General features: G+C 53.7%; 13 protein-coding genes and 3 tRNA genes. 5 read left to right on the top strand and 11 right to left on the bottom strand.

Annotated elements, in window-relative coordinates:
• Window positions 1-413: 413 nt before the first annotated feature.
• Window positions 414-1412, top strand: a complete 999-nt coding sequence (locus B2952_RS03300; RefSeq protein ID WP_290733802.1) for a TonB family protein — start codon at window positions 414-416, stop codon at window positions 1410-1412.
• Window positions 1413-1486: 74 nt separating this feature from the next.
• Here B2952_RS03300 and argC read toward each other — a convergent pair whose 3' ends face one another.
• From argC to B2952_RS03275, 5 genes are all read right to left on the bottom strand, one after another.
• The gene (gene argC / locus B2952_RS03295; RefSeq protein WP_290731503.1) at window positions 1487-2452 is read right to left on the bottom strand and encodes an N-acetyl-gamma-glutamyl-phosphate reductase; all 966 of its coding nucleotides are present in this window, start codon (window positions 2450-2452) and stop codon (window positions 1487-1489) included.
• Window positions 2453-2481: 29 nt separating this feature from the next.
• On the bottom strand, window positions 2482-2979 hold the full coding sequence (locus B2952_RS03290) for a YchJ family protein (RefSeq protein ID WP_173365366.1): 498 nt from the start codon (window positions 2977-2979) through the stop codon (window positions 2482-2484).
• Window positions 2980-3152: 173 nt separating this feature from the next.
• Window positions 3153-3773, bottom strand: coding sequence for a methyltransferase (locus B2952_RS03285; protein WP_173365367.1), 621 nt, complete (start codon window positions 3771-3773; stop codon window positions 3153-3155).
• Window positions 3767-4840, bottom strand: a complete 1074-nt coding sequence (rlmN, locus tag B2952_RS03280) for a 23S rRNA (adenine(2503)-C(2))-methyltransferase RlmN (RefSeq protein WP_173382602.1) — start codon at window positions 4838-4840, stop codon at window positions 3767-3769. The genes B2952_RS03285 and rlmN overlap by 7 nt, the downstream gene beginning before the upstream one ends.
• Before the next feature lie 102 nt (window positions 4841-4942).
• Window positions 4943-7225, bottom strand: coding sequence for a penicillin-binding protein 1A (locus B2952_RS03275; protein WP_173382601.1), 2283 nt, complete (start codon window positions 7223-7225; stop codon window positions 4943-4945).
• An 89-nt stretch (window positions 7226-7314) separates the two neighbouring features.
• Here B2952_RS03275 and B2952_RS03270 point away from each other — a divergent pair.
• From B2952_RS03270 to groL, 4 genes are all read left to right on the top strand, one after another.
• Window positions 7315-7388, top strand: a tRNA-Arg gene (locus B2952_RS03270).
• A gap of 265 nt (window positions 7389-7653) precedes the next feature.
• On the top strand, window positions 7654-7989 hold the full coding sequence (locus B2952_RS03265) for a helix-turn-helix domain-containing protein (RefSeq protein ID WP_173365370.1): 336 nt from the start codon (window positions 7654-7656) through the stop codon (window positions 7987-7989).
• Between the two features lie 263 nt (window positions 7990-8252).
• Window positions 8253-8534, top strand: a complete 282-nt coding sequence (gene groES, locus B2952_RS03260; protein WP_072809723.1) for a co-chaperone GroES — start codon at window positions 8253-8255, stop codon at window positions 8532-8534.
• 32 nt (window positions 8535-8566) lie between these two features.
• Complete coding sequence (groL, locus tag B2952_RS03255; RefSeq protein ID WP_072809725.1) at window positions 8567-10201, top strand: chaperonin GroEL; 1635 nt, start codon at window positions 8567-8569, stop codon at window positions 10199-10201.
• A gap of 129 nt (window positions 10202-10330) precedes the next feature.
• On the opposite strand, the gene tgt is transcribed toward groL, so the two are convergent.
• The 6 genes from tgt to secG all read right to left on the bottom strand — a co-directional run bounded on the left by tgt (window position 10331) and on the right by secG (window position 14938).
• Complete coding sequence (gene tgt / locus B2952_RS03250; protein ID WP_290733805.1) at window positions 10331-11467, bottom strand: tRNA guanosine(34) transglycosylase Tgt; 1137 nt, start codon at window positions 11465-11467, stop codon at window positions 10331-10333.
• Between the two features lie 85 nt (window positions 11468-11552).
• A tRNA-Leu gene (locus B2952_RS03245) sits at window positions 11553-11636 on the bottom strand.
• Between the two features lie 89 nt (window positions 11637-11725).
• Entirely contained in the window at window positions 11726-13087 is a 1362-nt protein-coding gene (murD, locus tag B2952_RS03240) for a UDP-N-acetylmuramoyl-L-alanine--D-glutamate ligase (RefSeq protein WP_290733807.1), read from the bottom strand.
• A 78-nt stretch (window positions 13088-13165) separates the two neighbouring features.
• Window positions 13166-14320, bottom strand: a complete 1155-nt coding sequence (locus B2952_RS03235) for a hypothetical protein (protein ID WP_173382954.1) — start codon at window positions 14318-14320, stop codon at window positions 13166-13168.
• Window positions 14321-14391: 71 nt separating this feature from the next.
• Window positions 14392-14475: transfer RNA gene (locus tag B2952_RS03230), tRNA-Leu, on the bottom strand.
• A 46-nt stretch (window positions 14476-14521) separates the two neighbouring features.
• A complete protein-coding gene (gene secG / locus B2952_RS03225) occupies window positions 14522-14938 on the bottom strand; it encodes a preprotein translocase subunit SecG (protein ID WP_173382953.1) in 417 nt (138 codons plus the stop codon).
• Window positions 14939-14955: the final 17 nt, after the last annotated feature.

Below are 14955 nucleotides of genomic sequence, written 5' to 3'. Positions count from 1 at the left end.
TGGATGCCCAGGTGTCGAGTTGCTCGGAACAAAGTAATCCTGTTTATTTATCAAGCAGTTCTACGACGTACTATACTCCCACATCAAGCAGTTCCGTGACAAACTATACCAAACCCAAATCGAGCAGTTCTGTGGCTAGCGTTGCGGTATGTGGCAGCAATACTTATAATCCCAAGAAAGAATTCTGCAACGACAATGTCGTAGATACGTTTTGCAATACAAGTTGCTGGTCTGCAGATGAAAGTCAATGCTCTAGCTGCTTAAATGGCGTGTCTTGCAATGGTTTCCCTTATAACCCGAAGAAATTTGCTTGTGTTTCGGGAGTACTCCACCAACTGTGCGATGCTAGCTATTTTGGGCACTGGTTCGAGGCGCTGTGGAATAGCTGCATATAGGAAAAGGTTCGGTTGTTCATGAAAAATCTAAAAAAGATATTGTTCGGTATATTTGTCGCATTCTGTGCGCAGCAGGTCCTTGCCTATGGTCATTACGAAACAAGCTACGCTCCGGCATCTTTTGGACCTGGCAAAATATTGCGGGAAAGCGATGTTAATCCGGGAAATTTATTGAAACTCCTGGAAGGTGAAACTCAGGGCCGGATTGATGAGGATGGCGACCTCTTTATTACAAATGGAACCTACAAGGGCTATATCTTTGTATATCCCAACCAGAAACTTGTAAAGCTTTCTGCAACGTGGGGTGGAACCCAGGATGTGGATGAATCCTTGGCTATCGAGACGGCAAACCAGTTCAATATTGATAAAATTTTGACGCAGGCCTCATTTCTCAGACGTGACAATGGGGATGGCGTCATGCGATTGACATACCAATTTATCTATGATGGCGGCGTGAATCCCGTCTTCCTGAACAAGACGTTGGAATGGTTTTGGACTTTGTGCTCTGACTATTCGGATGTAATTAATGAAAAGGGATTGTTTAATTCTTCCTTGTCAGGTCACAACAAGACGGGTGACGGCTTCAATGAAGGCTTCGCAGAAGGTGGGGATGATGGTGTCGGCGACGGCCTTGCGGGCCTCTTCGGTGGAGGCGGTATTGCAACCAAGGCCAAGGGAAATATCAAGACTCCGTCTGGAGATGATGTCAAGATGGGTGCCGGTGGTGGATCTCGTTCCGCTGCTGACATCATGAAGGTCGTACGTCAACGTACTCCGGGCCTGCGCCACATCTATAACAAGTTCCTGAAGATAAAACCGGGATTCCAGGGTAAGGTTACCCTGAAGTTCACGATTGCTCCGGGTGGTGAAATTATCAGTATTTCCATTGCGTCCTCTACGACCGGGTATGGCGAATTTGACGGAGAGATTAAGAAAGCCGTGAGCCGCTGGACTTTCAGCAAGGTCAAGTCTGGTAACACGACTGTGACGATTCCGTTCACCTTCAGTGAAGATTAAGTCGCTGTTTGCATTTAAACATTTAAGCCAGCCGCAATCGGGCTGGCTTTTGTATAATCGTTGCCGGTTGTTGCCTAGACCAGGCTGATGCTTTCGTCGAGGCCGAGCGCGATATTCATGTTCTGAATGGCGGCACCGCTTGCGCCCTTGCCGAGGTTATCGATAATAGTCGTCACCTGCATCACGTTCTCGTTGCCGAAAACCTGGATGCGGGCGTTGTTTGTGTCGTTGCAGACGGTGGCGTCAAGGCGGCCGTTGAACAGCACGGGGGCTGCTTCATACGGCATGACCTTCACAAAACGGGAACCTTCGTAATGCTTCGCCAAGATTTCGGTGAGGCCTTCGGGGCCGACCTTCTTGGTGAGTTCATTCGCGAAGATGGCGACCGTCACCGCCATGCCCTTGTAATAGGGGCCGAGTACCGGGTTGAAGAACGGCGTGTTTTCGAGTTCGCAGTACTTCTTCATTTCGGGAAGGTGCTTGTGAGCGAGCGCGAGCGCGTACGGGGCGGGCGCCATGATGGCCTTCGATTCGCCGGCAGCATGCGAAAGGGCTGCTGCTTCCTCATATTCGGCGATGAGCTTCTTGCCGCCGCCGGAATAACCGGTAATGCTGTAGGCGGCGAGGTTTGCGCTCTTCGGGAGGATTCCTGCGGCAACCAGCGGGTGCACGCCGAGGATAAAGCCCGAGGCGTGGCAGCCGGGGTTCGCGATGCGCTTGGCTTTTGCAATCGCTTCGCGCTGGGCGGGGCTCAGTTCCGGCATCCCGTAGGTCCAGTCCGGATTCACGCGGTGCGCGGTAGAAGCGTCAATCACGCGGGTGTTCGGATTTTCGCAGAGGGCTGCACTTTCGACAGCGGCCGCGTCGGGCAGGCACAGGAACGTCACGTCGGACTCGTTGATGAGCCTCTTGCGTTCGTTAATGTCTTTGCGGAGTTCAGGAGAAATGCGCAACACTTCGATGTCGGTGCGCTTTGCGAGTCTCTCATAAATCTGCAGGCCAGTGGTCCCTGCTTCACCATCTACGAAAACTTTGAACATCTTTCTATCGGATTGAGGTTGAAGGTTGATTACTTGCCTGCGCCGCAGCACTTCTTGTACTTCTTGCCGGAACCGCACGGGCACGGGTCGTTGCGGCCGACAACCGGACCTTCGTGACGGACGGTTTCCTGCTTCACTGCACGGCCGTCGTAGAAGAACCATGCGCCGCCCACCTTGTGGAATTCGCCGAGTTCGTGGTGGTTGCGGGTGATGTTTCCCTGCTTGAAGCGTGCGACGAATTCGACCCAGCCGATGTTCTTCTCTTCTTCGGTCTTGGTCTGCTTGATCTCGATGCCGAGCCATTCGGAGTCGCGGCTCCAGGCTTCTACGCTCGGTTCGTCGAAGTCACTGCGCTGGCTAGCTTCGAGGGAGTCCTTGAGCCAGGCGATTTCGTGCTTGGCGTAGGCTGTATAGCGTGAGCGCATCAGCGCTTCGGGACTCTGGGCGAGGGCAGTTCCCTTGATGATGGGTTCACAGCATTCGCAGTATTCTTTTCCAGATCCGCAGGGGCATAAATCTTGAGCCATAGTTTAATCCTTGTGTTTTTGTTTGGCGGCCATGCCGCATTAAAAATTTTGAGGAAAAATTAGAAAAAAATAGGAATGGAGAAATTGGACGCACAAAAAAAGACGAGAGCTTTTCCAGTCTCTCGTCTTTTGTCGCAAGCTTTTTGTCTATAGGCTCGTTGAGCCGTTCTAGATTACAGGCATTTCTTCAAAAGCCAGATTTCTTCCTTACCTTCGCGGCCGGGGATGCTATTTACGGGCTTGATGCGTTCCACCACATCGAAAACGCCGCCGAGGCGCGCCATGAGTTCGCCTTCGCTCGTTGCATGGGGAGGGCCCTGCAGCGTCTTGCCGTTCATGAGCGGGTAGAGGAAAAGGATCAGGACGCCGTCGTCCTTGAGCATCTTGTAGCAGACTTCGAAGAACTCGTCGCGCCGCCCCGGATGGATGGCGGAGAAAGTGCAGTAATCGTACACGATGTCGAACTGCTGGCCACCGCGCTTGGGGTCCTTGGGGGTGAGCGTGAAGAGGTCAAGGTCGAGCGAACGCAAGTTCTTGTGCTTGCGGCTCAGGTGGTCGAGTTCGTCAACGGCCGTGGGCGCAAAGTCTACGGCGAGCACTTCGTGGCCGCGTTCGGCCCAAGCTTCTGCATCGTAGCCGAAACCTGCTCCGGGAATCAGCACGGAGCCGGTAGCCGGGCAAGAGGGGTGCTTGAAAAATTCGAGCAGGGCAGGGGTCGCCTTCTTGAAATTCCAGTAGTCCTTGCCATCGGCATAGAGGTTGTCCCAGAATTCCGGGAGGTTCTGCGTTAACATTCTTTACCTTCCTTTTTGTACGCGAGTTGCCCGCAGGCGGCGAGGATGTCGCGGCCGCGCGGGTTGCGGATCGTTATTTGAATTTCGGCGGCACGCACGGCGGCGAGGAAATCCTCGACCTCTTCGGGCGTGGGGGCGTGCAAGCTCGGGTCATCACCGTCATTAAGCACGATTGCGTTCACCTTCACTCGGCGGGGGGCGCAGATGCGGATCAATTCCTTTGCGGCCTTAGGGGTGCAGGTGATGTCCTTGATGAGCACGAACTCGAACGTCACATAATTATCGGTGCGGCGGATGTATTCGTCAACCGCTTCGAGGAGTTTCTCGATGGGCCAGGTCTTGTTCACCGGCATCACGGACGAACGGTATTCGTTGTTCGTGCTGTTGAGACTTACGGCGAGGCAGCAGGGCGTATTGCGGTCGACAAGTTCCTTGATTTTCGGGACAACGCCGCTTGTACTCACGGTCATGCGCTTTGCGCCCATGTTGAAGAGACTCTGGTTGTGCAGGGTGCAACAGACTCTGTGCACGTTTTCCAGGTTGTTGAGCGGTTCGCCCATGCCCATGAAGATGATGTTCGTGACCTGGGCAACGTTGCCTTCATCGTTCAAGAGACCGGCCTCTTTCAGGTACCAGTTCACATTGAGGATTTCTTCGAGGATTTCGCCCGCTTCGAGGTTCCGGGTGAAGCCCATCTTTGCGGTGCGGCAGAAAGCGCAGTTCATGGCGCAGCCCACCTGGGTCGACACGCATACGGAGAAGCGTCCGTTGGCTGGAATCATCACGGTTTCGATGTGGTGGTCGTCGCGCGTCCGGAAGAGCCACTTGACAGTGCCGTCGACCGATTCCATGCGCTGTTCCTCGATGAGGGATCGGATGGAAAACTGTTCGGCCAGTTTTTCGCGGAGCGAGGGCGGCACGTTCGCCATTTCGTCGTAGGATTTTACCTGTTGGCAGAAAAGCCATTTCTGGATTTGATCGGCGCGGTATTGCTTCTCGTTTACATCGCGAAGCCAAGCCTTGAGCTCGTCAGTCGTGAGAGATTTTATGTCGCGCGGCCATTCCATGGTGGCCGTAAAGATAGAAAAAAAACAGTTTTTTGTTAAGGGTAAAAAAGCTTTTCAATCCCTTTAAAAATAAGGGATTGAGGCTATCTTGCCGGTCATGCGCTAGAACATTTTGCGGGGCTTTTTCGGCCCTTGCGTGTTTTCTGCGGCACCCTTGTTGCTGAAGAGCGTTGCGTCGTCGGCGGACTTGGTTTTCACCTTGTAGTGGTCGCCATCGCAGACTTCGTCGGGATAGTTGTTGGTGGTGTAGAGGCAGTATGTCTTTTCGGTGCAGAATTCACCCGCGAGTTTACCCGTGACGTTGCAAACGCCGCGGCTGATGACTCCGCTCGGAACGGGGAACGATTTCTGCGGAAGACCCTTGTGAATCTTTGTCATGACGGCAATCCATGCGGGAAGCGCGTAGTTGCCGCCCGTATGGCCGACGCCCATGGAGACGGCCTGGTCGAAACCGACCCAGACGCCCATGGTGTAATGCTTCGTAAAGCCGATGTACCAGGCGTCGGTGTAGTCGTTCGTTGTTCCGGTCTTGCCGCCGCTCGGGTGGTTGAATCCGCTCTGTGCGACCTTGAATCCGGTTCCGCGGACGTTTACGTCTTTCAGGATGTCGACCATTAGGTAGGCTGCGGAGGGCTTCATCACGACACTTTCGACCTTGGAATTCTTTTCGATTACTTCGCCGTTCTTGTCTTCGATGGATTCGATCATGTAGGGCTCGATTCGGGTTCCTCCGTTCGGGAATACTGTGTAGGCCGAGGTCATTTCGAGGAGCGTCGCTCCGACAGACCCGAGGGCGAGGCTCGGAACCGCTACGAGCGGAGCCTTGCGGATGCCGAAGGCGCGGGCGTAGTTCACCACGTTGCTCAAACCGTATTTCGAGGCGGTGAGGATGGCGGGGATGTTTTTCGAACGGTAAAGCGCCCTGCGAAGCGACATCATGCCTTCGAAGTTCTTTTCGGAGTTGTGCGGTCGCCACATGCCGGTTGCCGCAGTCTCGTCGGTCATGGTGATGGGAGCGTCGTTCACCGAGTCGCAGGGGGAAGCGCCGTTGTCCATGGCGACGGAGTAGACGATCGGCTTGAAGGACGACCCAGGTTGACGCAGGGACTGGACGGCGCGGTTGAATCGCGATGTGTTAAAGTCGCTGCCGCCGACCATTGCGCGAATTGCGCCCGTCTCGTTCTCGATAACGACTGCCGCCATTTCTACGTCATGGTAGCGGATTTCGGGCGGGTAGCGCCATTTCTTGATATTTGCGGAAGTGTCCTTGCTCAGGTAGTCCTTCTTGAACAGGGTGTAGACGCTGTCGAAGTGGACGAGAACGCTGTCAAGTTCCATGTTGTACTTGTCGGCGAGCTTTAGGTTCTTGGCCGCCTTCTTCTGGAATTCCTTGCGGTATTTCTTGACTGTCGACTGGATGACGCTGTCTGCGAGTTCTTGGATGTCGGGGTCAATGGTGCTGTAGATGGAAACTCCGTCAGCGTAGAGCGAGTTCTGCCCGTACTTCTTTTCCATGTACTTGCGGATTTCTTCGTAGTAGTAGAGGCCGGAGCCCGTTTCAGGTTCCTTTTCGGCGAGCGCGATGGGGGTCGCTATGTATTTGTGGTAGTCTTCCTTGCTGATGTAGCCTGCGTCGTACATGGCGAAAAGGACCGTGTTGCGACGTTCGAGCGATGCCTTGGGGTGCTTGTCAGGGCGGTAGGATTCGGGCGCCTTGAGCATGCCCGCTAGCACGGCGTATTCCGGAATGGTGAGGCTGTCGAGCGGTCGGCCGAAGTAGTATTTGCCTGCGGCCTGGAACCCGTAGTTGCCGCCTCCCAGGTACACCTCGTTCATGTAGAACTCGAGAATTTCCTGCTTGGTATAGGTCTGCTCGATGCGGATGGCGGTCATCGCCTCTTTGATTTTACGGGCGATGGAACGTTCCGGCGTGAGGAACAGGAGCTTGGTCAATTGCTGGGTGAGGGTGGAGGCGCCGCGGAGCTGCTTGCCGCTGAGGGCGCTCTCGACGATTGCCGACGGGATGGCCCAGACGTTCATGCCCCAGTGGTTGTAGAAGGCGCGGTCTTCGGTCGCCATGACGGCGTGGATTGCGTCTTCGGGGATGGAATCGAACGAGGTCCATTCGCGGCGTTCCACGAAGTACTTGTGCACAATTTTCCCGTTCATGTCGTAAATGTTGGTGACGAGCTTCGGGTTTATTTGCTCTAGCTGGGCGAGGGAGGGGAGCTCCGGCAGGTAATGGTTATAGACGATGACGACTGCGACAAATCCGAGAATTATGGGAAAGCAGAGGATGGCGAGGCAAATGTCGAACTTTTTGTCGGAGAAAAGCTTCTTTGCGATGGTCAGGCAATAGGCTAGGATGGACTTGACTTTTTTCATCGTTAATTCTTGGATATAAAAAATTATTCAACAAATTTAGAAAAATCCCTTGACAATTCAACCGATAATTCTATATTTGGGCACGTCACGCGGATGTAGCCCAACTGGATAGAGCGTTTGGCTACGAACCAAAAGGCTCCAGGTTCGAGTCCTGGCACCCGCAGAAAAAACGACTTGCGTAAAGCAGGTCGTTTTTTTTTTGTTCTTTCGAGGCGAAATCCCCGCGAAAATGCCTCCCGATAGCCCTTCCCCGCAGAAAAAACGACTTGCGTAAAGCAGGTCCTGCAAAGCGGCCCCTATATAGTAATGATTTTTAAAAATAAAAGGGGAGTCTAAAATATATTTCTTTAACAAAAGGTCATGGGAATTTTTACATTTGGGAACATATGTATACTTTTGTATTTGCAAGTTTTTTATATCTTTATTGTATGAAATTAGATGACCATGAGGTGTTTTGTAGCGCGTTCCGAAAACTTGTGATCAGCATAAGGAGGGATTCGTTGGTCACGCAGCGTCAGCTGTCGAAGATTTCGGGGCTTACTCGGCAATTTATATCAATGTTGGAGTGCGGAAAGAGGATTCCCTCTTTTGAGACTTTTTGTGCGCTGGCGATGGGACTGGATATGACACCGGTCGAACTGCTGGAAAGGTTTTCAGCCATCTATGAGGCGGAATACATGGCGAAGAATCGTCGGCTTCGGGAGCGGAGCAAGGCTGCCGAATATATCAGGAATACATCGGGGCGAAATCTGTTGGAGTCGTAGCTGACAGCCGCGGAACGTTTCGTTTTAAAACACTCTTGCAAGAATGTCTCAAAATAAAACACGCGAGCGTGCGAAAAAATTGGCTGATATTTGACTTTTCCACCTGTTTGACGCAAAAATCTTGCCAAAAAGGTCTTTTTTGGAAAAAATCTGTTTGGCACAGATTTTGCTTTTGTTCAAGCGAACAAAATAGTCCAACTTGGACCAAGATTTAAACAAAAGGGTGTCGCGAAAGCGACTGCCCGCAAAAAAGGAAAAGTAAAATGATCAAGCCTTTAGCAGATCGAATCGTTGTCAAGCCGGCAGAAGCCGAACAGAAGACCTCCTCGGGTCTCTTCATTCCGGATAACGCCAAGGAAAAGCCCATGCAGGGCAAGGTCGTGGCCGTGGGCCCGGGCCGCAAGAACGACAAGGGCGAAATCGTCCCGATGGAAGTCAAGGTGGGCGACGTGGTGCTCTACGGCAAGTACAGCGGCACTGAAGTCACCGTTGATGGCGAAAACTACCTCATCGTGAAGGAACCGGACGTCATCGCGACGCTCTAATCAAAAAAAGTTTATAAAAAAGGAAAAACAAAATGGCAAAGCAACTCAAGTTTGATGTGGCGGCTCGCGAATCCCTCATGAAGGGCGTGGACAAGCTCGCCAACGCAGTCAAGGTAACTCTCGGCCCCAAGGGCCGCAACGTGATGATCGCCCGCTCCTTCGGTGCCCCGAACGTGACGAAGGACGGCGTGACTGTCGCTAAGGAAGTGGAACTGGAAGACGCCTACGAAAATCTCGGCGCCCAGATGGCCAAGGAAGTCGCGAACAAGACGAGCGACGCTGCCGGTGACGGTACCACCACCGCTACGGTGCTGGCCCAGGCCATCACCCGCGAAGGCCTCAAGAACGTGGCCGCCGGTGCAAACCCGATGGACATCAAGCGCGGCATGGACGCTGCGGTTGACGCCGTCATCAAGGAAATCGGCAAGATGGCCGTGAAGATCAACGGCAAGGAACACATTGCCCAGGTCGCTACCATCTCTGCGAACAACGACCCCGAAATCGGTGACTTGCTCGCCAACGCTATGGAAAAGGTCGGCAACGACGGTGTCATCACCATCGAAGAATCCAAGACCGCCGACACGGTGCTCGACGTGGTGGAAGGTATGCAGTTCGACCGCGGCTACCTCTCTCCTTACTTTGTCACCAACACCGACAGCATGGAAGTCTCCCTCGAGAATCCGTACATCCTGTTGTACGACAAGAAGATTTCTACCATGAAGGATTTGCTCCCGATGCTCGAACACGTGGCAAAGCAGGGCAAGTCTCTCCTCATCATCGCCGAAGACGTGGATGGCGAAGCTCTCGCGACGCTGGTCGTGAACAAGATGCGTGGCACCCTGAAGGTCGCCGCCGTCAAGGCCCCGGGCTTCGGTGACCGTCGCAAGGCCATGCTCGAAGACATCGCTATCCTCACTGGCGGTATGCTGGTTTCCGAAGACACGGGCGCGAAGCTCGAAGATGCTCCGGTCACCGTTCTTGGCCAGGCCAAGTCCATCACCATCACGAAGGACAACACCACGATCGTGGAAGGTGCCGGTGATGCAGCCTCCATCAAGGGCCGTATCGGTCAGATCAAGAAGCAGATTGAAACCACCACCAGCGACTACGACCGCGAAAAGCTCCAGGAACGCCTGGCCAAGCTTGCCGGCGGCGTTGCCGTGATCAAGGTCGGTGCCGCTACCGAAGTCGAAATGAAGGAAAAGAAAGACCGCGTCGACGACGCCATGCACGCAACCCGCGCTGCCGTCGAAGAAGGTATCGTTCCGGGTGGTGGCGTTGCCCTCATCCGTGCCGAAAAGGCCATCGACTCCCTCAAGTTCGATAACGATGACCAGAAGACCGGTGCTGCCATCATCCGCCGCGCCATCGAAGAACCGCTCCGCCAGATCGTGCAGAACGCTGGCCTCGAAGGCTCTGTGGTGGTGAACAAGGTCAAGGAAGGCAAGGACGCCTTCGGTTACAACGCGAAGACCGACACCTACGAAGACCTCATCAAGGCTGGCGTCATCGACCCGGCTAAGGTGACCCGCACGGCCCTCAAGAACGCCTCCTCCATCGCCTCGATGATCCTCACCACAGACTGCGTGATCACCGAGAAGAAGGAACCCAAGCCGGCTGCTCCGGCCATGGACCCGGGCATGGGTGGCATGGGCGGCATGATGTAATAAAGGTCGCTGAGCTTGTCGAAGCGCCGATAAAGATTCTCCTCCTAACAAAAAGCACTCGGTTCGAAAGAGCCGGGTGCTTTTGTTTGTTGCGCCGTGAGGGGCCGTCATACGAGCCCCTCCCTAGTCTCATTGCAGGTCGCGCTGGAGGATTTCGCACTGCTCTTTCTTCCACTCCTCGAAGGTGTCGTCGGCGATGTGCTGCTTGGCTTCGCGCATCAGGTGCAGGTAAAAATGCAGGTTGTGGATGCTTGCGAGCGTGAACCCCAGCGATTCTCCGGCATGGTGCAGGTGGCGCAGGTACGCGCGGCTAAAATTACGGCAGCAGTAGCAGTCGCAGTTCGGGTCCACCGGCTTGTCGAATTCCTCGGCATGGCGCGCCGCCTTGTAGCGCAATACGCCCTCGCTGGTGAACAGCATGCCGTTGCGCGCGTTGCGGGTAGGCATCACGCAGTCGCACATGTCCACGCCGCGCTCGATGAGCTCCAGCAGGTTCCACGGCGTTCCCACGCCCATCACGTAGCGGGCGTGGTCCTGCGGCAGAATGTCGGTACAAAAGTCCGCAATCTCGTACATCGTCTCGGTGGGTTCGCCTACAGAGAGGCCTCCCATCGCAAATCCGTCGGGCCCGAGTTCCGCAATGCGTTCAATCGCCTGCTTGCGCAAGTTCTTGTGCATGCCGCCCTGGATAATCCCGAAGAACTGCTGGTCGTATCCGTGGATAGGCGGGTGCTCCTTGAGCCATTGCATGGCTTCTGCGGTCCACTTGAGTGTAAACTTGAGGCTATGTTCGGCTTCCTTGGCGGTGCTCGGGAAGGGCGTGCACTCGTCGAGTGCCATGATGATGTCTGCGCCTATTTCGCGCTGGGCGTTCATGACGCTTGCGGGGCTAAAGAAGTGTTTTGAACCGTCAAGTATGCTCCTGAACTCGACGCCTTCCGGTGTAATCTTGCGCAAATCCTTCAGGCTCCATACCTGGAATCCGCCGCTGTCCGTGAGCACCGGGCCATCCCAAGCCATGAACTTGTGGATGCCGCCCGCCTTCGCGATGCGGGGCGTGGTGGGGCGCAGGTACAGGTGGTAGGTGTTCGCGAGGATGATTTCCGCCTTGATGTCCTTGAGCTGGGCGGGCGTGACCGCCTTGACGGTCGCCTCGGTGCCCACGGGCATAAAGATGGGGGTCGTCACGTCGCCGTGGTCGGTGTGGACCACGCCGAGGCGGGCTTTTGACTTCTTGGAGGTCTTTAGGAGCTCGAAACGGTTCATGAAATAAATATAAGTTGTTTATCTTGGTGCTAAAGATAGAAATTAAAAGCAAAAAGAAAACCCGGCTGAAAAGCCGGGTTTCTTCTGCGGTCGGACAGACTTGAACTGTCATGGGATCGCTCCCACTAGCACCTCAAGCTAGCGTGTCTACCAATTCCACCACGACCGCGTGGTCCTTAGCGGAACGGCAACAAATTTAGATTGATTTGTGCCGTTTGTAAAGGGGTAGGGGTGAAAATTTTTGAAAAAAATCAAAAATTAAACGCCCGCGACCAGCTTGTCGAATACCTGCCCGCGCACCTTGTAGTTCTTGAACAGGCCAAAGCTTGCGCAGGCGGGGCTCATGATGACGGTCCCGCCCTTGCCTATGGCTAGGCTGTCGGCGAAGGCTTCCTCGAGGGTGGGGAAGATTTTTGCCGTGATACCCGCGGAATCGAGCCCGGCCTGCTTCAGGGAATCAAGCATGCGTTCGGCGGTGGCGCCGATGAGGGCGATACGCTTGAGGTTCGGGCGCTCCTTCACGAGGATGTTCGAGAGCTCGGTAAAGTCGGCGTTCTTCTCGGAACCGCCGAGGATAAGCGCGAAGGGGCGCGTCATACTGGCAGTCGCGGCGATCGTCGCGTCTGGGCGGGTGGCGTAACTGTCGTTGAAAAATTCAATCCCGTTCTTTTCGCCCTTGAATTCCATGCGGAAGGGGAGAGTCTCGTAGCTCTTCAAGGCTTCGAAGGCATCGGGTACCTTGATTCCCAAAGCTTTGCAAGCGAGGGTCGCCGCCGCCATGTTTTCGAGCTGGTAAATGCCGCGGACCTTGCAGTCCGAAAGGTAAAGTTTCTCGCCGTCGATGGCGAGGGTGGCGCCGTCGATGACGGCGTCTCCGTCGCCGAAACCGTCTTCGTTAGCGTGGCATACGGCATACTTTGTTCCGGCGGGGCTTTCGCTTGCAATTTTCGCGGTCGGCTCGGCGTCCTTCAGGTACACGCATGTCCCGGAACGCTTCTGCCAACGCACCAGGTTGGCCTTCGCGTCCCGGTATTCCTCGACGCTCTTGTGCCAGTCCAGGTGCTCGGTCGAAACGCGCAGCACAACGCCCACGTCGGGCGAAAGCGAAAGCGTCATCAGCTGGAAACTGGAAAGTTCTAGAATGCTGATGCGGTCGGGCGTCTCTGTCTCGAGCAGGTCAAGTGCGGGCACGCCGAAGTTTCCGCCAATTTCGTTCTCTACGCCGCACTTGGTTAAGATGTGGCTAATCATGCTCACGGTAGAACCCTTGCCCAAGGTTCCCGTGACGCCTACGACCTTCTTGGGTTTAGTTTGTTCTAAAAACAGCTGAATCTGGCTCGTCATGATTCCGCCGTTCATCTGGAACTTGAACAGGTCCTGACTCATCGGGTACACGCCTGCCGAGCGTACGACGGTTACGCAGTCCTTGAGTCCGTCCAGGTAGCCTTCGCCACTGAAAACCTTCACGTTTACGTCTGCGGGTGTGTCCGGCAACTTCACCGGGTTCTTGTCCATCACGACGATTTCTTTAACGCCGTTACGTACAAGGTAATTGAAAGTGCTCTGGCCTTCGACGCCAAAACCGAGAACGCCGACTGGTGCTACAAGATTGCTGCTCATATCAAACCTTTTTGCGTGGTACCATTCTGCGACGTGCAGATTGGTCCGCCTTATCGATGCGGAAAATTTAGCAACCTGTTACCACAAGTAGCCACTGACCCCCAACATAAATCTGTTTTGGAATTGACTTTCTATGGAGTTTTTAGTCTCGGTCTCGTACCATCCTCCGATATATCTGAAGTTAAATGACCATACACCGAATAACCCATAAGACTCGTTACTGATGTAAAATCTATAGTCGATTTCTCCACCGAAACCAAGTCCTACGCTCATGTTTACGAGGGGAAAAACTTTTACGTGGCGAGAATCAAAAACGACAAATCCGGCAGTCGCGCTTGGTCCGGAGTAATCTTCAGAGAATTGAAAAGCGGGGATGAAGATGATTCGCCATATTTGAAGTGGAAGGCCAAATATTATTTCCGGCCTATTTGAAATGTTTAAGAACGCTTCTATACCGAAGCATCCTGTGTATCGCCTGCTTAGTACAGGGTCTTTTACCACTTGAAAAGTAACTGCGGATTCTTTAAAATATTTTATTAAATAATCGGAAAACTGGACAGTTCGGGGGCTTGGATATTTTGTGCTGAAATCCGATAGGACTTTTAGTGCGTTCGCCATGGCTGCTTCCCAATCCCAATTAACGTTGTCCTCGTAATTACCTGAATGAAATTTTGCGCCTACTCGAACGTAAAGCAGGGAATCATCGCATCTATCTATATCAGGGTAAAATCTATTGTAAAAGGTAAGAGCTTTCGATAATGTGGCCAGTAAAGAATGTAGGTCTTTCTTTTCTTGGGATTCTATTCTTGTCTTGATTTTTTCCGATTCTCTCTTGACGTTATTGCTGTCAGTCAAGTCCATAAGGGAAGTGAGGTATTTCTGTAATGTGTCAGTTCTTGCAAAGGAATAACGTTCTAGGTTCCCTGCATTGGCGTATTCGTCAAACCAAATATCAAGAGCCTTGTCGTAGCGCTCCAATAGCAAGTTGATTTGCAGGAGTTCGTAACGGTCTAGGGCGTAAGACTCTAATGCTTCTTTGGACAAAACCTCTATTAGTGAATCTACTGCCTGGATATTGTTTTGTATCAAGGCCTGCATCAAGTTGTTGCGTGCGTCTAGCATTTGTGGCTGCCTTCCGATACGGTCGAGCATGCCTTCGATGTCGCGGTTTTTCGGGGCTGCGATTGAAATGCCGATAATGAGAAGTATGAATGTTGCAATGGAACGAATCATTGTGAACAAAACTACAATTTTTCTCCTTCTAAAAAAATCGCCCTCGCTTTTCGCGAGAGCGGACTTCGTAATGCGGTCGGACAGACTTGAACTGTCATGGGATCGCTCCCACTAGCACCTCAAGCTAGCGTGTCTACCAATTCCACCACGACCGCAGGATAGCCGACGCGGCGGCCAAAACCGCCTGCGTCAACAAAATCCTTATTGCGCAGCAGGAGCTTCGGTAGCCGGAGCAGCGGGGGCTTCAGCTGCAGGAGCAACTTCAGCTGCCGGTGCTGCCGGAGCGGCGAAGTCTCCCGGGAGGGCCGGAGCCGGAGCCTGCTGCTGGGCGGCGTTTTCACGAGTCGCCTTCTGCATGGCAGATTCTTCCACCGTCTGGTCCTGCTTGGCCGTGATGAGGCCGAGGAGGAAGACGACGATAAAGAAGATCACGGCCACGACGCGGGTCAACTTCTGGATGAAGGTCGCGGCACCTGCGGTAGAGAATGCAGACTGGGAAGTCATGCCGCCGAGGCCTGCGAGACCGCCCATCTTGTCGTTCTGAACCAGAACGAGCAACATGAGGAAGAGGCACAGGAACACGTGCAGGACGATACCAATCCAAAAGAGTGTTGTCATAGTCGTTTTACCTTGAA

The sequence above is a fragment of the Fibrobacter sp. UBA7003 genome, from assembly GCA_002449765.1.
Lineage (GTDB): Bacteria > Fibrobacterota > Fibrobacteria > Fibrobacterales > Fibrobacteraceae > Fibrobacter.
Note: the sequence above shows the minus strand (reverse complement) of the source record. Positions and strands in the feature narration are given on the sequence as shown.